Consider the following 17,939-nt stretch of genomic DNA (forward strand, 5'->3'; position numbering starts at 1 on the left):
TAGCTGTACCATCGTGTTTCACTGTGACTGTTACATTCGCTTTCATGGTGTCGTATGTAACGGTTGCGTCGCTTCCTTTAACTTCTTCTACTGTGTAGTTGTGTACGCCTTCTTGACCCTTCTTGAACTCAAGTTTAGAGAACTTAACGTTACCAGAAGCATCATTGCTTACAGTTTCAAGAGTCTTACCTTCTGAATCTTTAAGGACGAAGCTGAATTCGTTAGCTTTAAGCTCACGACCTTCCAAACGTTTAGTGAAGTTGAATTCTACTTCAACTGGAACACTGTTGACACGTTTTTCAGTTGGTTTGTTTGGTTTTTCAACAGTCTTGCTTACTGGATTGTAGTAGTTGACTACTTGAGCCGCAGTATTTTCGATGTCTACTCCGCCAGGAACATCAGCTTTCACTTTTGTTGGGATGTCGAACTTGTAGTAACGTCCGAAGGCGAACTTAGTTGTATCGATCACTTGAGTGTTTTCTGCATCGCCAAGTGACTTAGTGAAGCCATCTTTAAGAGTTGCAGTAATCACACCGTTGTTCACAGTGATATCGAATTTAGCTGTAACATCATCACCTGTTACTGAATCGTAGGCTTTAATCTTAGTAGCGTCAAGATCCAACTTAGTTTCATCGTAGTCATCTGAGATTCCTACAGATTGAATATTGTCCTTGTTAGCTGCGTCAAATTTAGTTGTATCCAACCAAACTTGGTAAACCAACTTGTCGCCACGTTTAACAGTCTTCGTATTCAAGTTTTGAGCTTCGTTGTTGTCAGTCTTATCTGCGTATGGATCTTTATTAGTATCTCCGTACTTGTCTGCCAATTCTTTGTCATCGTCAACGAGCTTGTCGCCTGTGATATCGAATTTCTCTTCAGAAACAACGTATTTCTCTGGTTGGAACTTAGGTTCTTCTGGAGGACGAACAGTATTGTTGAACTCTTTATCAGCGATATTGCCAACAGTTGCTACAAGAACTTTAGCTGTACCATCGTGTTTCACTGTGACTGTTACATTCGCTTTCATGGTGTCGTATGTAACGGTTGCGTCGCTTCCTTTAACTTCTTCTACTGTGTAGTTGTGTACGCCTTCTTGACCCTTCTTGAATGTAAGAGCTGAGAACTTAACGTTTCCTGCCGCATCGTTGCTTACTGTTTCAACAACTTTACCTGTTGAATCTTTAAGAACGAAGCTGAATTCGTTAGCTTTCAACTCACGGCCTTCCAATTTCTTAGTGAAGTTGAATTCAACTGAGATTGGTACGCTGTTTACACGTTTTTGAGTTGGTTTTTCTGGTTTTTCAACAGATTTATTTACTGGATTATAAACATGAACAATCTGGTTGGCTTTATTTTCGATGTCTACTCCACCTGCAACGTCAGCTTTAACTGTCGCTGGAATATCGAATTTATAGTAACGACCAAATGCAAATTTAGTTGTATCGATAACTTGTGTATTATCCGCATCACCCAATGATTTGTTTACAGAAGTCTTAGATGTTGCTGTAATGACACCATTTTCAACCTTGATGTCAAACTTATCAGTTACGTCATCTCCACTTTCACTGTCATAAGCTTTAATATCAGCAGCATTAACAGTTAATTTTTCTGCATCATAGGTATCAGAGATTCCAACAGATTGGATGTTATTTTTATCAGTGAAGTTTTTCGTATCCAACCATACTTGGTAAACTAGTTTATCACCACGTTCAACAGTCTTTGTATTGATGTTTTCTGCTTCGTTGTTTGAAGTTCCATCTGCGTATGGGTTAGCATTTGTAGCAGTGTACTCATCAGTCAATTCATCATCATCGTCTACAAGTTTTGTTCCTGTAATGTCAAATTTCTCTTTATTAAGAACAAATTTTTCAGGTTGGAATTCAGGTGTTTCAGGAGGAGTGATCTTGTTATTGAATTCTTTATCATCAGTTCCTTCAGTTGATGTTCCATCAGCATTGACACCGCCAGTTGATGTTACGTTTGTTACAGTAGTCAAGGTGTGACCATTCTTAGCAACTTCAACTGTGACTGTTGCTTTCATAGTATCATAAGTCATACCAAGCTCTTTAGTAGATGGGATAACTTCTTCTACTGTATAAGTATGAGTTCCAACTTTAGTATTATCAAATGATAATTCAGAGAATGTTACAGTTCCGTCAGCTTTATTTGTTACTGTTTCAAGAGTTTGACCAGTTGAATCTTTAAGAACAAAGCTAAATTCGCCCTCTTTAAGTTCACGACCTGCTAATTTCTTAGTAAAGTCAAATCTTGCAACGACTGGAGCCACATGATAGTTGTTGAACTCTGTATCTGAAGGCATTGTAACATTAGCAGTCAAGATACCAGATGCAGCGTCTTTCGTTACATTAACTGTTACGACTGCATTCATTGAATCATAGTCAATGTTTGTGTCAGCACCAGCTACTTCACGTACAGTGTAAGTGTGTTCACCTACAGCGTTGTATTCAATCGCATCAAATGTGATAGATCCATCTGCTGCATTTTTCTTGGTTTGGATGACATTGCCATTTTCAAGCAATTCGAATGTGAAGGCATCCTTCGTAAGCTCTTTACCTTCAAGTTTCTTAGTGAACTTGAATTGAGCTTGTGTTGCAGCAGGTGTGAAGGTATTGTTGAATTCTGTATCTGCAGGAAGTGTGTTTGTTGCTTTAAGAACGTGACCTTCTTTAGTAACAGTGATGGTTACTTCAGCCTTCATCGTATCATATTGCATTCCTGCTTCAGAACCTTGAACTTCTTCTACAGTATACTTGTGAGTACCAACTTGTGTATTGTCAAAGGTCAAGTCGTCAAAGGCTACAAGACCTGCTTTAGTATTAGTTTTAGTTTGAAGAACAGTTCCTTTTGAATCTTTCAATTGGAAAGTGAACTCACCAGCTTTCAACTCACGACCTGCGAGAGCCTTACTGAAGTCAAACTTAGTCTTAACTGGTGCTACTGCAAAGTTGTTGAACTCTGTATCTGCAGGCATTGTAACATTAGCAGTCAAGATACCAGATGCAGCGTCTTTCGTTACATTAACTGTTACGACAGCGTTCATTGAATCATAGTCAATGTTTGTGTCAGCACCAGCTACTTCACGGACTGTGTAAGTATGCGTTCCTTCTTGAGCATAAGCGATTGCGTCAAACTGGATAGTTCCATCAGCCGCATTTTTCTTAGTTTGGATAACATTGCCATTTTCAAGCAATTCAAATGTGAAGGCATCTGCTTCCAGTGTTTTACCTTCAAGTCTCTTAGTGAACTTGAATTGAGCTTGTGTTGCCGCAGGTGTGAAGGTATTGTTGAACTCTGTATCTGCAGGAAGTGTGTTTGTTGCTTTAAGAACGTGACCTTCTTTAGTAACAGTGATGGTTACTTCAGCCTTCATCGTATCATATTGCATTCCTGCTTCAGAACCTTGAACTTCTTCTACAGTATACTTGTGAGTACCAACTTGTGTATTGTCAAAGGTCAAGTCGTCAAAGGCTACAAGACCTGCTTTAGTATTTGTCTTAGTTTGAAGAACAGTTCCTTTTGAATCTTTCAATTGGAAAGTGAACTCACCGGCTTTCAATTCACGACCTGCGAGAGCCTTGCTGAAGTCAAACTTAGTCTTAACTGGTGCTACTGCAAAGTTGTTGAACTCTGTATCTGAAGGCATTGTAACATTAGCAGTCAAGACACCAGTTGCAGCATCTTTCGTTACATTAACTGTTACGACAGCATTCATTGAATCATAGTCAATGTTTGTGTCAGCTCCAGCTACTTCACGTACAGTGTATGTATGCCTACCTTCTTGATCATAAGCGATTGCGTCAAACTGGATAGTTCCGTCAGCCGCATTTTTCTTAGTTTGGATAACATTACCGTTTTCAAGCAATTCAAATGTGAAGGCATCTTTTGTAAGTTCTTTTCCTTCCAGACGTTTAGTGAACTTGAATTGAACTTGTGTTGCAGTTGGTGTGAAGGTGTTGTTAAACTCTTTGTCTTGTGGAAGTGTTGCTACAGCTGTAAGTGCATGTCCAGATTTCGTAACAGAAACTGTCACGTTAGCTTTCATGGTGTCGTAAGTCATTCCAGCTTCTTTAGTTTCTGGGATAACTTCCTCTACAGTGTACTTATGATTTCCAACTTGAGTATTTGTAAATGTTAAAGCATCAAACTTAACTTTTCCATCAGCATCATTTTGCTTGGTTTGAAGAACTGTTCCTTCAGAATTTTTCAAGACAAAACTGAATTCGCCTGCTTTAAGTTTACGGCCTGCAAGAGCTTTGCTGAAGTCAAATTGAGCTGTTACTGGTGCCACAACATGGTTGTTAAAGACTTTATCATCTGCACCAGTTGCTTCACCACCAGTTGAAGTCATTTCAGTCTTAGCTGATAAAAGACCTGTAGTCGCATCTTTGGTTACAGTTACTTTAACTGCGATCGTCATTGCATCATAGTCTACATCGGCTTTATTGCCCTTCACTTCTTTTACAGTATAGTTGTAGACACCTACCTTGTCAAATGACAATTCACTGAAGTTAATCTTACCATTAGCCTTGTTAGTGACAGTTTCACTAACATTGTTGTCACCAGTCAAGGTAAAGCTGAAGTCTCCAGCATTCAAAGTACCATTTGAAAGGGATTTATCAAATTCAAGGTTTACTTTAACAGGAGCTGGTGTGAAGGTATTATTAAACTCTCTATCTGCAGGAAGTGTATTGGTTGCTTTAAGAACGTGACCTTCTTTAGTAACAGTGATCGTTACTTCAGCTTTCATTGGGTCATAAGTCATTCCTGCTTCAGAACCTTGAACTTCTTCTACAGTATACTTGTGAGTACCAACTTGTGTATTGTCAAAGGTCAAGTCGTCAAAGGCTACAAGACCTGCTTTAGTATTAGTTTTAGTTTGAAGAACAGTTCCTTTTGAATCTTTCAATTGGAAAGTGAACTCACCAGCTTTCAATTCACGACCTGCGAGAGCCTTGCTGAAGTCAAACTTAGTCTTAACAGGAGCTACAACATAGTTGTTGAAGATTTTATCATTTTCACTTGATTTGAATCCACCTTCAGCACTATATGTAGTCGTTGCTTGTAAATCACCTTTAGAATTCTCAGTTACAGTAACTGTCATTGTGACAGTCATTGCATCGTAGTCAACGTTTGTATCAGAACCTTTTGTTTCAGTGATTTTGTATTTATAAGTACCAGCTTTATTGAAGGTAAGCTTACTGAATGTAGCTTTACCAGACTTATTAGTAACTGTTTCTTCGTATCTATCAGGAGAACTTTTATCTTCTGTTAATTTGAAAGTAAATTCACCGTCTTTTAAGCTACGTCCTTCCAGTTGTTTTTCAACTTCTGGAGTAACTTGAACTGGATCTTGCTTAACGTAGTAGTAGATAGGCTGCTTATATGGTGTTAAGGTATTTAATAAGTCAACGTTTGTACCGATACCACCAACTCCACGTTCTAATTGTGCGTTAGCTGAACCGTGTCCAATCCCGTCTCCTAAGAATGGTACAAATACTGATTTATATGGCGTATATCCTGCAGCTTTTTGGAAATCGAATGTAACTTCTTTACCGTTAGGATAGTTTGTTTTGGCTCCAGTTTTTGGATCAGTTACTGTATGTGCAATAGTGTTAAGAGGTGTTTTTTTAACAACTAATTCTTGTGTATTATTTTCACCTGGTTTAATAGGTTTCGTTTCTGCAAGTAACATATAACCATCAGTACTTAATGAACCATCAGAACGCTTGCTTTGTTGTCTTGGATCTAATAAGTAAACACGAATAACTACTGAACCATCTTCTCCAACAACTTCTTTGATACGTTTGATACCGTATCGGTCCGCATCCATGAATTTAGAACCGATAGTATAAGGACGATTTACAAAGCCTGATTGATCATTTGCATCAGCTCTTTGATACAATTTATATCCATCAAATTGACGCTCACCAGATGCTGTGAATCTTTGTCCTTCTTCAGCTTTAAGTGTATATCTAGCTAAGTCTACTTCATTACCATTTTCTTTATAATCTTGAACAGTTTTATCCGTTTTATTAGCGTTGAAAGTAGGATTATTTTTATCAACTACTTTATAGTAAGTTGTTTTATTAATTGTTTCTGGTATTTTAGCGTTTGAATCAGTAATTGTACGGCCATTGTAAGCTGGTTCAACAACGTTTAGAACATCTGTTGTAGTACGAGCATTATAAACATCACTATAAAGCTTTTGCTCAGCTGGTGTAAGTTGGTGTCCAGGAGCTACTAAGTCTGTGATACTCTTTCCAACTTCATAACCATTTTGAATAAATGGTTGAGTAGTTTTACCTTTTTCAGCAGTACCTGCTTTATAATCCACTTGGAAGGTTAATTGACTATTAGATGCAGCTGTGGTAGTAGTGAATTTTTGAACACCACTAGAGGCAGTAATTGTTCTTGTTTCAACCACAGCACCAGTCGTTTTATCGATTAAATCAACATTTGTATCTGTAGATTCATCAAATCTCTTATAAGCACGAGCATAGTATTTTGTACCATAACGTTCATTGAATCTAGTTAAATCCCAGATAGCGTATGTGTACCAATCTCCTTCTTTAGCTGAGTAACCAGCTGGTACCGTTTGAGAACGAACACTTGCACCATTTGAATTTGTCATATTAGGTGTAGCAACTTCACCATCCTTTAGGTAAGTAGTTACAGCAATTGGTTTAGAGTTATGGTCTCCAGATACAACTTCTTCAGTTGCAGCACGACGATTACGGCGACGACCACCATTTGTAGCTAATGCACCTGCATTTACTGTATTTTCAGCTGCCAAAGCTAGTGTTTCTGTATCTGCTTGTGGTTTTGCTTCAACATTAGCTGCACTAGCATTTGTATCAAGGCTAGTTGCCTCAGCTACAGCTGAAAGTTCTGCTTTAGGCTCAGATTTTTCCTCTGATTTAGATTCAGTCTTTTCTTCTGCCTTAGGCTTAGCTACTACAACTTCTTCTGCTTTTGAAGATGCTGCTGGTTTAGAAGACTCTGGTTTTGCCTCAGGACTAACAGATGTTTTTTTCTCAATTTTTTCAGCTTTTGCTTCTTCTGATTTTACTTCTTCAGACTTAACTTCAGGTCTTGATGTTTCTGACTTAACTTCTGAAGTTTCAGTAACAACTGTATCCTCCACATTGGCGACTGGATCTTTCGACTGGTCTTTGTCGACGAGTTCAGTATTTTCTCCAGAATTTGACTGTGCAATAATCTCAGATGCTTTTACAGCACCACCATTAGCCATTAAAAAGCTAAGGGTGGTTCCTAAGAAAACTGATGCGACCCCAACTTTATATTTTCTTAAAGAAAATCGTTGTTGCTCTCTTCTTATCATGCGATAAGTTCTCCTTTTTTAAACATTTTCACTAATAATATGTAAGAATATTAGGAATTTTCTGAAAAGAAAACACTATCCTACACACTACAGTAACTTTAAAAGTATACCATATCAGCCTTATTATATCAAGAATAATGAGGCCCATGAAACTACTTTTAAAATGCATAATATACATTTTAGAGTAATATTTAGCCACAAAAAAATTTAAATTATTTTATTTAAATAATATTATTTATTTATCTTGGGTACTAAATACAGTAAAAAACGTTTATTTTTATCGTTATTTATAATAAATATAAAAAATTCAACCTATAGATTTTAGTGAATCTTTATCACTATTTACATCTACAAGAAGAATTTTTTTATGTCAATTATTTATCTATTACTTTTTACAAACTTTTAAAATTCTAAAAAAGATAATCTCTCAACACTTTTGAAAGAACCTGATAACCAGCAACACTTAGGTGTAGGCCATCGGTTGTGTAGGTAGGTTTTAATTGTCCAGTTTCATCTAAGAAGCTATCAAATACTGGGATATATTCAACCTGCATATAGGCTGAAGCTAAGTCTTGATAAGCTTGATTCCACGCCTTGATTTTCTCATTGGTGCGGATATAAACTGTCTGCTGATACTCTGTGCCTTCATTAACTGGTAAAATAGAAAGAAGCTTGATTTGGGTAAGCGGAAAATCACGCGCAATTGACTGAATCACAGCTTCGATATTATGCAAGGTCTGCTCCAACTCTACTTCCTTACCAATATCATTTGTCCCAATCAAAAGAACAATCTGATCAACAGCATCACCATAGAGATGGGCATCAAGATTATCAAGTAAAAGCCCTGTTTGGTAACCCCTGATGCCTCGATTGACCATGATCTTTGAAGGTCCTAGTAACTCCTGCAAGGGATAATATTCGATGATAGAATCACCAATAAAAATGATATCTGGATTCAATAGGGAGATTTGATTGAGTTCACGATACTTGTTTTGGATTTTTCCTTGCTCTTTTAGGAGCCACGTTTCTAACAACTGCACTGCCATTTCATTCTCCTTTTTCTAGCCAGTCTTCCAAAACCTGATAAACTCCTGCCTGACTATTGGATGGAGCAAAGTCAGTTGCTACTGCTTTGGCCTTGTCGTCGGCATTTTCCATGGCATAGGCAATTCCAGCTAATTGAAGCATTTCTACATCATTTTCACTATCACCAAAAGCCATGATTTCCTCAGCTTTGATGTCCCAACGCTTGAGTAGCTCTTGCAAGCCCCAGGCTTTATGAATACCAGACTGAAGAATATCGATACAACCATAACCACTTGAAACAGCCTGAACGGAGCCATTAAAGAGCTGATTGATTTCCTCTAAAACTGAGTCAGAGCGCTCCTCACCGACTACCAAGCTCATTTTTAACACTCCACCAAAAAGATGAGATTCTAACTCTTCCACAAAATTCATACGCTGATAAAAAAGCTCAATCATCTCTGGAGTCATAAAATTTTCAAGTTGAGTAAAGACGGTGCCTTCTTTTACAAAACCACCATTCATACTGGTCACTACAAACTGATCTTGGCATTCTCGGCCCTTGAAAAATTCTAAAGCCCGATTAACCATGTCATCATCCCAAGTTTGAGCCTGTAAAAGTTGATTGCCTTCAAAAATTCTCGCCCCATTAGCTACAATCAAAACTACTCGCTCTGTCAAATGCCCTAGTAATTGTTTCACACGATGAATCTCATTTCCAGTCGCAATGACAAATCGAATTCCCCTTTCTTCTAGCTGATCAAGAATCTTCTCCAAACGAGGTAAATCTACTTGACCTTTGGGATCCAATAAGGTTCCATCCATGTCTGTAGCAATTAATTTTATCGTCATCTCGTCTCCTTTTAGCAATACCACTACCACTTCAAGCCAACATGTTCATTCATTTCTTTGTAGGCTAAGTCAATTCTTTCCTTGGTTTCCTCATCCAATTTTTCACGATGAGTCCCACCTTCTATAAAATCTTCCAAGATATAGGTTTGATAAAGAAAAAGTGGATAGCCGTCAGGTGAATAGGTCCCTTTTGGAGTACGGTTAACCCAAGTTGGATGAGCCGTTGCAGTCTCAATAGTTGTCTTGCCTGCTTTCTTCTTTATGGTTACGTCCATGAGGACTCCACGCTCCGTCCACTTGGCATTTTCCTCATCCTGCATGGTTTCAATCCGTTGATTAGATAGGAAATTGCCCATAGAGTAGATAATGAGTTTTTTATCTCCATCTTTTTCAACTGTTTCAGCTGGTTCAACAACGTGAGGATGCCCTCCAAAGATAAGGTCAGCTCCCCAGTCAATCATCTTGTGGTAGAGAATCTTTTGTTCTTCAGTTGGTTCTAATTGATACTCAATTCCCATTTGCGGCATGACAACGGTTATGTCTGCCTCTTTTTCAGCTCGCTCAATTTCAGCCTTCATCTTATCTTCATTTAAGTCGGACAGGTAATTATTGTAATCCTCTTTAGAGATATATTCCTCGATACCATTAAAGCCATAAGAATAGGCAAGGAAAGCAATCTTAATCCCATTTACTTCCTTAATCACTAAAGGCGCCTTATCACGCGCTTCATGGGTATATACTCCGATAGGAGTTATGCCTGCCTTTTCGATCGCATCCGCTGTAGAGATAACTCCTTCCAACTGGGAATCCAAGATGTGATTGTGGGCCAAGTCCAGCACTTGATAACCAGCATCCTTTATCGCATCCATAACCTCTCCTGGAGCATTAAATAAAGGATAGCCTGCAAGGTAATGGTCCTTACTAATAGTCCCTTCAAAGTCTCCGATGACTAGATCAGCCTTCTTAAACCAAGGTTTGACATAGTCAAAATTTTCATGAAAATCATAGCTCCCATCCTCTTTTAGAGCTGTACGATAAATAGGAATATGATAAAGCAAATCTCCATGAGCCATAATACGAGCACTGGTTTCTTTCTCAGTATCCTCACTCTTTTCCTGAGCATTGGATTTATGATGTACTACAGTCGAGTCACTACTGGTCAATGAAATCCCCTGAGCCCCTTCTACTAACAAAGTCGTGATCATGGAGAGAGCTACAAAAGCCAACAAAACTACAATAAAAGTTCTATTGCTCCACTGTTTATAGTTCCTAAAAAATCGAACAACAGTTCTGATAACTTGAAAGTTCGAACCATTTTTTCTGCTTCTACTACGTTTTTCCATATTTTTTCTCCCTGCTTTTTGATGCAAGTCTCCTTAACTTATTATACCATAGACAAGATAGTATTTCATCTGAAGAATGCATCCTGATAGAACTAATGTGCTTTCATTCTAGGCTATTTTGTGTTATCATGTAAAGTAAGAAAAGGAGAGAGAACATGTCTGCTATAGAAAGAATTACCAAAGCTGCTCATTTAATTGATATGAAAGATATTATCCGCGAAGGAAACCCAACTCTTCGTGCCATTGCTGAAGAAGTCAGCTTCCCCTTGAGTGATCAAGATATCATTCTCGGAGAAAAAATGATGCAATTTTTAAAGCACTCACAAGACCCTGTTATGGCTGAAAAATTAGGTCTACGTGGTGGAGTCGGTCTTGCAGCACCACAACTCGATATCTCAAAACGCATAATCGCCGTATTGGTACCAAACATCACTGAGGAAGGGGAAACTCCACAAGAAGCCTATGACTTACAAGCTGTTATGTACAATCCCAAAATCGTATCCCACTCAGTCCAAGATGCTGCTCTAGGCGAGGGAGAAGGTTGCTTGTCTGTCGACCGTGCCGTTCCAGGCTATGTTATCCGCCATGCTCGAGTAACTGTGGACTATTTTGATAAAGATGGAGAAAAGCACCGCATCAAACTCAAGGGCTATAACTCAATCGTCGTTCAACACGAAATTGACCACTTAAATGGCGTCATGTTCTATGATCGTATCAATGAAAAAGATCCTTTTGAAATCAAAGAAGGACTCCTCATCCTAGAATAAACTAGCAACTACTGAGTCAACAGGTATTCTAAAAATGATGCAGGTTTGCCTCAGTCCTATAACTTTAAAATTAAAATTATGAAAACAAACGATATTGTCTATGGCGTTCACGCCGTTACTGAAGCACTCTTAGCTAATACTGGCAACAAGCTCTATGTTCAAGAAGACTTAAGAGGAAAAAATGTTGAAAAAGTCAAAGAACTAGCAACCGAGAAGAAGGTCTCAATCTCTTGGACTTCAAAAAAATCTCTTTCCGAAATGACTGAAGGAGCTGTTCACCAAGGTTTTGTCTTGCGCGTTTCAGAATTCGCCTACACTGAACTAGAGCAGATTCTTGCCAAGACCCGTCAAGAGGAAAATCCACTACTATTGATCCTTGATGGGCTAACTGACCCTCACAACCTCGGCTCTATTCTAAGAACAGCTGATGCAACCAATGTTTCGGGTGTCATTATTCCTAAACACCGAGCCGTCGGCGTTACTCCTGTCGTTGCTAAAACAGCAACAGGTGCCATTGAGCATGTTCCTATCGCTCGCGTGACCAACCTCAGTCAAACCTTGGACAAACTTAAAGAAGAGGGCTTTTGGACTTTTGGAACTGATATGAACGGGACTCCTTGCCATAAATGGAACACAAGTGGTAAAGTCGCCCTCATTATCGGAAATGAAGGAAAAGGTATCTCAAGTAACATCAAAAAGCAAGTGGACGAGATGATCACTATTCCTATGAATGGACACGTACAAAGTCTCAATGCAAGCGTTGCTGCTGCTATTCTCATGTACGAAGTCTTCCGAAATAGACTCTAATAAAAAGTGAGGTTGGGACAAAAGATCCCGACCTCACTTTTTATTAGCAATCAAACTTTGACGCGGTTGCTGATTGAACTTTTTGTTCGTCTTTTAGACTCCAAAAAGCTCCTAATCATCCTCGCGGGGCTGGAACTACGAAATCGAGACTTTGTCTATCGATTTCTGTCCCACCGCCTTTTTAATAATGCTCAGTAATAAATTTATAGGCTTCTTGGCCTGCAATCGCGCCATCGCCAACCGCTGTTGTAACCTGACGAAGATCTTTCTGACGAACATCCCCAACTGCAAAGACACCAGCAACACTTGTCTTCATGTGGTCATCTGTCACAATCCAACCTGACTCATCTTGGATTTGTAAATCTTTTGTAAAATCGCTAACTGGATCTAAACCAACATAGATAAAGACTCCACCAAAGGCATGTTCACTCACTTGATTTGTTTTAACATTTTCAATGACAACTGACTCCACACGGTTTTCACCCTTGATTTCTTTGACAACAGAATCCCAAATGAAGTTAATTTTTTTATTGGCAAAGGCGCGATCTTGCAAGACTTTTTGAGCTCGAAGTTCATCACGTCGGTGAACGATGGTTACAGATTTGGCGAACTGTGTTAAGAAGATTGCTTCCTCAACTGCTGAGTCGCCACCCCCTACAACTAACAAATCTTGGTCACGGAAAAAAGCTCCATCACAGACCGCACAGTAAGAAACACCACGGCTATTGAGTTCTTCTTCACCTGGAACTCCCAAGAGACGGTGCTTAGAACCAGTCGCCACGATAACAGTACGTGTTTCAAATTCTTGATCATCTGTGATTACTTTCTTAACATCACCATGGTCCTCAACATTTTCAACAAAGCCATAAAGATGCTCAACACCAAGATTTTCAAGAGGCTCAAACATCTTTTCTGCTAACTCAGGACCACTGATATTGGCGTAACCTGGATAGTTTTCGATATCAGAAGTGTTATTCATCTGACCACCTGGAAGACCACCTTCAATCAAAGCAACTTTCAAATTACTGCGTGCTGCATACAAGGCTGCAGTCATCCCTGCAGGCCCTGCACCAATAATAATTGTATCGTACATCCTTTTTCCTTCTTTCTTGTTGTAACTATCTTTATTCTAACGAAACATAACTCATTTGACAAGCATTATGCCTTGATAACTAATAAAAGACTCATCGTCGCAAAGGATAATACCGGAACTGTCAATACTCCAATCATAATCATATCATAGAGGTGGGCTTGGCGGGCCTTAGCTGTTTTATCAACACCTGAAAGGGCTCTTAAACCAATCCAAAGTCCCAAGATAATCAAGACTAGTAGCATGGTTAAAACTAGACTCTGGAAGTACAAGGAAAATATTTGAAGTAGCATGCTCTCTCTCATTTCTAACATTTTTAAAGAGCAAACCCAGTTAGCTTAGCCAACTGAGTTTTTCTTATCTTCTATTATATCAAATATAGGTCCGTTTGTAACTAGCAAAGAACTCTTTTGTTCTTTCTTCTTTAGGATGATTGATAATCTCATCTGGTGTTCCAGACTCAATAATCTTTCCTTTATCCAAGAATAAAACCTTATCAGCTACCTGAGAAACAAAGGACATATCGTGACTGACCAAAATCATAGTTTGACCTGATTTGGCTGCATTAGCAATAGATCGTTCTACCTCACCAACTAATTCTGGATCAAGGGCTGAAGTAGGTTCATCCAAGAGCAAGATTGCTGGCTTCATGGCTAAAGCACGCGCCAAAGCTACCCGTTGTTTTTGTCCACCTGATAAGTGGCGAGGATAGTGCTGTTGACGATCTGAAAGACCAACCTTAGCCAACTCTTCTTTGGCAATCTTAGTTGCTTCTTCGTCGGAAAGTTTTTTAACAACTACCAAACCTTCCTTGACATTATCTAAGGCTGTTCTACGCTCGAATAAATTAAATTGTTGAAATACCATGGACAACTTACGACGAAGAGTCAAGATTTCATCTTGAGTAATTTGAGAAAAGTCCACTTTGAAATCATCAATCTGAATACTTCCACTATCAGGAGTTTCCAGGTAATTTAGGCTACGAAGAAAGGTTGATTTTCCTGCTCCAGATGAACCAATCAAAGCCACTACTTCCCCTTTTTGAATATCTAAATTCAGATGATCCAAGACGGTTTGGCCTGAAAAGGATTTGCTTAAATTTGAAATCTTAATCATTAGCGAAGGTCTCCTTTCACATCTGTTTTCACATTATCTGGTGCTTCGATGGCCATTTTTCTCTCAATAAAGCGACCAAGATTTTCAATAGCGATATTTACCACCCAGTATACAAGGGCAACTGAGATGAAACGTTCGAAGTAACGGTAGTCTGCACCACCCAAAATCTGAGCTTGGGCAAAGACTTCTACAACACCCGCACTAAAGGCTAGGGAAGTCCCCTTAGTCAAACCGATTAGGGAGTTAATCAAGGTTGGTGTTGCAACCACAGCTGCATTGGGAATAATCACACGACGGTAAACTTGTGCACGTGTCATACCAAGACTGCGAGCGGCTTCAATCTCACCTGGATTGACAGAGAGGATGGCTGCACGAATGGTCTCGCTGGCATAGGCTGCTTCATTAAAGGCGAAGGCGATAATCGCAAACGTTGCTGCTGGAATTGCATTAATGTTTAAAGAGGTTCCCCATTGTTGATTCAGTGCTTTTAGAGCTAGTGGAATCCCGTAATAGGTCAACATCAGCTGAACCAAAATAGGTGTCCCTTTTAAGAAACTAACGAAAAAAGCTTGTAATGGATAAAGAAATCTAACCCTGTTAATTTTCACAATAGCAAAGACTAGAGCTAGCATGATACCAAAAAAAGCACCACATACTGTCAACATCAAGGTTGTCGGTAATTGTTGGACAATTCTTGGAATGCCATCAAAAACCGAACGCCAGCTAAAGAGTTTGCCGTCTGGAATATACTGCATCAAGTTTTGATACCAATCTGATGCTAAAAGTGTTGTAACGTTCATAGAAACATCCTCTCCTGATAATGATTCATTCTATCATACTTCTGCTCTGATTAAAAATATTTGCTACGGGTAAAGACTTTCTAGGTCTAAATACTAGTTTAACACACTTTTAGAGAAGTCAGACATATATTATTTTTATCAAAGAGATAGACAAAACCTAATTCAAACCAAGCTCTTCATAGGCTTTACGATAGCCAATTTGCTGAATCTGTCCACCTTTAATCAGAATTGGACGTTTTAACAGCATGCCATCACTAGCTAAGAGTTTTGCTGCTTCTTGTTTTGACATGCTTCCGACCTTATCTTTCAAGCCTAACTCACGATATTTGATACCACTGGTATTAAAGAACTGTTTTAATTCAAAACCTGAAGTTTCTAACCAGGTCAAAATCACTTCCTCAGTTGGTGTTTCTTCGACAATATGAACATCTTTATATTCTAGTCCAAGTTGGTCTAGCTCTTTTTTTGCTTTTTTGCAAGTTGTACATTTTGGATATTCTATAAATTCTAACATTTTATTCTCTTTCTATTCTATATTCTCTTTAAATGTTGCACTTTCATGCTTCAATAGCCAAGCCTTCTTCTCAATTCCTGAAGCAAAGCCCATCAGGCGATTACCAGCACCGAGGACGCGGTGACAAGGTACGAGGATAGACCATGGGTTGCGCCCTACTGCTCCTCCGATAGCTTGAGGAGAAGCTACATGCAAGTCCTTAGCTATTTGTCCATAAGTAACTGTCTGGCCAAAAGGAATTCCTCGCAAGTAGTTCCAGACTCTTTTTTCAAAGTCACTACCAACAGGAGCCAGAGGAAGCTCAGATAGGTCCTGGTCTTGTCCTGAGAAATAGCTATCTAAATAAGAAGCAACTTGCTTCAAAACTGGATGGCTTGGAACATCAACGATACACCCAGCTTCCAAACCTCTCTCAAAATGTTTCTGACCTTGAAACCAAATGCCAAGCAAGTAGTGGTCATCAGCAACAAGTGAGAGCTCCCCTACGGGAGAAACATAGAGCATTTTTGCATACTTTTTAGGCATTGGATTTTAATTTTTGATAGGCTAGGCGTTCTCCATCTACTGGAACCTTGCCAACCTTTTTAAAGCCAAGCTTTTCAAAGATATGTTGCATAGCCTTATTTTCAGCGTGCGTATCTGAACGAAAATCTAGGTAATCAAAGCCTTCAATCAAGCCTTCCAAAAAGGTCTGCGCTACCCCTTGCCCTTGAACATCTGCTGCCACAGCAATACGGTGAAAAACTAGATACTCTGACTCTCTTCCTTCCCAGCTTCCATCATAAATGGCTTCATAGGCTGCTTCTGGGCTCTTAGTCACTGCAGCATATGCTAAGAGTTCCCCTTCTTCCAAGGCTACATAGGCTTGACCTGAGATGATATCATCAATGATAATATCAGCATTGGGATAACCATTTTGCCATTGGTCGCTACCAGCTTTGGCTAGAGTTTTTCTAGCATCTTCAATTACTTTCATTACTGCATCAACTTCATTTGGAAAAGCTAAACGAATTTCCATATTTCTTCCTCTTTTCTGACTAGTTTCTCTCATCATAGCATAATTTAAGGCTTTCTACAAGCAGTTAAAACTTGACTTTTCATTTATATTATTTTATAATCTAGTTATTAAAACTAGATAAAAAGGAGTTGGAAATGAAAGCCACTTTTTCCTATCCAAAATGGGAAGAAATTCCAAACATTGATCTCTATCTGGACCAGGTTCTACTCTATGTCAATCAAATCTGTCCTCCAGCTTCTCCTGACAAGGAGAAAGGTTTGACAGCGTCCATGGTGAACAACTATGTCAAACATGGTTATATCAGTAAACCTGAAAAGAAAAAATATCAACGCAAACAAATCGCACGATTGATTGCTATCACAACGCTCAAGTCTGTTTTTTCAATCCAGGAAATTGCTCAAACCCTAAACACCCTACACACAGAGACTAACTCAGAAGAACTTTACAATGCTTTTGTAGACTATATGAATGAGGACCTAGACCCAGCCAATCCTATTATCCAAGCAAGTTGCCAAACGGTCAAACTCTATCATCAAACACTAGCACTAGTCTATACAGAAAATGAAGAGGAGGAAACAAATGAATACTAGTTTTAAACTCAGTAAACGCCTTAGTTTTGGAGAAGAAATAGCAAACAGTGTAACCCATGCTGTAGGGGCACTTATCATGCTTATTTTGCTCCCTATCTCATCGACATATAGTTACGAAGCTCATGGATTTTTATCATCGATTGGGGTGTCGATTTTCGTTATTAGCCTCTTTCTCATGTTCCTTTCATCGACCATCTATCATTCTATGGCTTATGGTTCCACTCATAAGTATGTCTTGCGCATTATCGACCATTCCATGATTTATGTTGCGATTGCTGGCTCTTATACTCCTGTCGTTTTGACCTTGATGAATAACTGGTTTGGTTATCTGATTATCGCCATTCAGTGGGGAACAACTATTTTTGGTATTCTTTATAAAATCTTTGCCAAAAAAGTCAATGAAAAATTTAGTCTAATTCTCTACCTCATCATGGGATGGCTAGTCTTGACTATCCTACCAGCAATCATCAGTCAGACAAGTCCAATGTTTTGGTGTCTCATGGTATCAGGAGGTCTATGCTATACAGTTGGTGCTGGGTTCTACGCTAAGAAGAAACCATACTTTCATATGATTTGGCATCTCTTCATCCTCGCAGCCTCTGCTCTGCAATACATTGCCATTGTTTATTATATGTAAAAAAAGAAGTTGGGAAAAT

General features: G+C 38.9%; 15 protein-coding genes. 4 read left to right on the top strand and 11 right to left on the bottom strand.

What is annotated here, in order from left to right; all coding sequences use genetic code 11:
• The 4 genes from QM874_RS08420 to QM874_RS08435 all read right to left on the bottom strand — a co-directional run.
• Nucleotides 1-7,363 (bottom strand): Spy0128 family protein (locus QM874_RS08420; RefSeq protein ID WP_414316941.1); only part of this gene is annotated, 7,363 nt, incomplete at its 3' end.
• Between the two features lie 410 nt (nt 7,364-7,773).
• A complete protein-coding gene (locus QM874_RS08425) occupies nt 7,774-8,409 on the bottom strand; it encodes an SGNH/GDSL hydrolase family protein (protein ID WP_414316942.1) in 636 nt (211 codons plus the stop codon).
• 1 nt (nt 8,410) lies between these two features.
• Nucleotides 8,411-9,238 carry an HAD family hydrolase gene (locus QM874_RS08430; protein WP_414316943.1) on the bottom strand — a complete coding sequence of 276 codons (828 nt, stop codon included), beginning with the start codon at nt 9,236-9,238 and terminating at the stop codon, nt 8,411-8,413.
• Nucleotides 9,239-9,261: 23 nt separating this feature from the next.
• Nucleotides 9,262-10,581: a CapA family protein gene (locus tag QM874_RS08435; protein ID WP_414316944.1), complete on the bottom strand. Its 1,320-nt coding sequence runs from the start codon at nt 10,579-10,581 to the stop codon at nt 9,262-9,264.
• A 155-nt stretch (nt 10,582-10,736) separates the two neighbouring features.
• Here QM874_RS08435 and def point away from each other — a divergent pair, with 155 nt between their 5' ends.
• Nucleotides 10,737-11,348, top strand: a complete 612-nt coding sequence (def, locus tag QM874_RS08440) for a peptide deformylase (protein WP_414316945.1) — start codon at nt 10,737-10,739, stop codon at nt 11,346-11,348.
• A gap of 78 nt (nt 11,349-11,426) precedes the next feature.
• Nucleotides 11,427-12,155 carry a 23S rRNA (guanosine(2251)-2'-O)-methyltransferase RlmB gene (rlmB, locus tag QM874_RS08445; RefSeq protein WP_414316946.1) on the top strand — a complete coding sequence of 243 codons (729 nt, stop codon included), beginning with the start codon at nt 11,427-11,429 and terminating at the stop codon, nt 12,153-12,155.
• 181 nt (nt 12,156-12,336) lie between these two features.
• Here the strand turns inward: rlmB and trxB are convergent, their stop codons facing one another.
• From trxB to QM874_RS08480, 7 genes are all read right to left on the bottom strand, one after another.
• A complete protein-coding gene (trxB, locus tag QM874_RS08450) occupies nt 12,337-13,248 on the bottom strand; it encodes a thioredoxin-disulfide reductase (protein ID WP_414316947.1) in 912 nt (303 codons plus the stop codon).
• Between the two features lie 65 nt (nt 13,249-13,313).
• Nucleotides 13,314-13,538 carry a DUF4059 family protein gene (locus QM874_RS08455; RefSeq protein ID WP_414316948.1) on the bottom strand — a complete coding sequence of 75 codons (225 nt, stop codon included), beginning with the start codon at nt 13,536-13,538 and terminating at the stop codon, nt 13,314-13,316.
• 79 nt (nt 13,539-13,617) lie between these two features.
• Nucleotides 13,618-14,361, bottom strand: coding sequence for an amino acid ABC transporter ATP-binding protein (locus QM874_RS08460; protein WP_045762917.1), 744 nt, complete (start codon nt 14,359-14,361; stop codon nt 13,618-13,620).
• On the bottom strand, nt 14,361-15,161 hold the full coding sequence (locus QM874_RS08465; protein ID WP_414316949.1) for an amino acid ABC transporter permease: 801 nt from the start codon (nt 15,159-15,161) through the stop codon (nt 14,361-14,363). Before QM874_RS08465 ends, QM874_RS08460 begins: the two co-directional genes overlap by 1 nt.
• A 157-nt stretch (nt 15,162-15,318) precedes the next feature.
• On the bottom strand, nt 15,319-15,675 hold the full coding sequence (locus QM874_RS08470) for a Spx/MgsR family RNA polymerase-binding regulatory protein (protein WP_414316950.1): 357 nt from the start codon (nt 15,673-15,675) through the stop codon (nt 15,319-15,321).
• A 12-nt stretch (nt 15,676-15,687) separates the two neighbouring features.
• Nucleotides 15,688-16,200 carry a methylated-DNA--[protein]-cysteine S-methyltransferase gene (locus QM874_RS08475; RefSeq protein WP_414316951.1) on the bottom strand — a complete coding sequence of 171 codons (513 nt, stop codon included), beginning with the start codon at nt 16,198-16,200 and terminating at the stop codon, nt 15,688-15,690.
• Entirely contained in the window at nt 16,193-16,693 is a 501-nt protein-coding gene (locus tag QM874_RS08480) for an N-acetyltransferase family protein (protein ID WP_414316952.1), read from the bottom strand. The genes QM874_RS08475 and QM874_RS08480 overlap by 8 nt, the downstream gene beginning before the upstream one ends.
• 134 nt (nt 16,694-16,827) lie before the next feature.
• Between QM874_RS08480 and QM874_RS08485 the strand changes: the two genes are divergently transcribed.
• The gene (locus QM874_RS08485; protein WP_414316953.1) at nt 16,828-17,283 is read left to right on the top strand and encodes a DUF1836 domain-containing protein; all 456 of its coding nucleotides are present in this window, start codon (nt 16,828-16,830) and stop codon (nt 17,281-17,283) included.
• Nucleotides 17,273-17,920, top strand: a complete 648-nt coding sequence (gene trhA / locus QM874_RS08490; RefSeq protein ID WP_414316954.1) for a PAQR family membrane homeostasis protein TrhA — start codon at nt 17,273-17,275, stop codon at nt 17,918-17,920. The genes QM874_RS08485 and trhA overlap by 11 nt, the downstream gene beginning before the upstream one ends.
• The last annotated feature ends 19 nt before the right edge of the window (nt 17,921-17,939 follow it).

The organism is Streptococcus infantis (assembly GCF_047463615.1).
Lineage (GTDB): Bacteria > Bacillota > Bacilli > Lactobacillales > Streptococcaceae > Streptococcus > Streptococcus infantis_X.

What these genes read in the sequence shown, in the direction of transcription:
- trhA (WP_414316954.1), top strand. Translation starts at nt 17,273, where the DNA reads ATGAATACTAGTTTTAAACTCAGTAAACGCCTTAGTTTTGGAGAAGAA.
- QM874_RS08435 (WP_414316944.1), bottom strand. Translation starts at nt 10,581, where the DNA reads ATGGAAAAACGTAGTAGAAGCAGAAAAAATGGTTCGAACTTTCAAGTT.
- QM874_RS08475 (WP_414316951.1), bottom strand. Translation starts at nt 16,200, where the DNA reads ATGCCTAAAAAGTATGCAAAAATGCTCTATGTTTCTCCCGTAGGGGAG.
- rlmB (WP_414316946.1), top strand. Translation starts at nt 11,427, where the DNA reads ATGAAAACAAACGATATTGTCTATGGCGTTCACGCCGTTACTGAAGCA.
- QM874_RS08465 (WP_414316949.1), bottom strand. Translation starts at nt 15,161, where the DNA reads ATGAACGTTACAACACTTTTAGCATCAGATTGGTATCAAAACTTGATG.
- QM874_RS08455 (WP_414316948.1), bottom strand. Translation starts at nt 13,538, where the DNA reads ATGCTACTTCAAATATTTTCCTTGTACTTCCAGAGTCTAGTTTTAACC.
- QM874_RS08480 (WP_414316952.1), bottom strand. Translation starts at nt 16,693, where the DNA reads ATGGAAATTCGTTTAGCTTTTCCAAATGAAGTTGATGCAGTAATGAAA.
- QM874_RS08425 (WP_414316942.1), bottom strand. Translation starts at nt 8,409, where the DNA reads ATGGCAGTGCAGTTGTTAGAAACGTGGCTCCTAAAAGAGCAAGGAAAA.
- def (WP_414316945.1), top strand. Translation starts at nt 10,737, where the DNA reads ATGTCTGCTATAGAAAGAATTACCAAAGCTGCTCATTTAATTGATATG.
- trxB (WP_414316947.1), bottom strand. Translation starts at nt 13,248, where the DNA reads ATGTACGATACAATTATTATTGGTGCAGGGCCTGCAGGGATGACTGCA.
- QM874_RS08485 (WP_414316953.1), top strand. Translation starts at nt 16,828, where the DNA reads ATGAAAGCCACTTTTTCCTATCCAAAATGGGAAGAAATTCCAAACATT.
- QM874_RS08470 (WP_414316950.1), bottom strand. Translation starts at nt 15,675, where the DNA reads ATGTTAGAATTTATAGAATATCCAAAATGTACAACTTGCAAAAAAGCA.
- QM874_RS08460 (WP_045762917.1), bottom strand. Translation starts at nt 14,361, where the DNA reads ATGATTAAGATTTCAAATTTAAGCAAATCCTTTTCAGGCCAAACCGTC.
- QM874_RS08430 (WP_414316943.1), bottom strand. Translation starts at nt 9,238, where the DNA reads ATGACGATAAAATTAATTGCTACAGACATGGATGGAACCTTATTGGAT.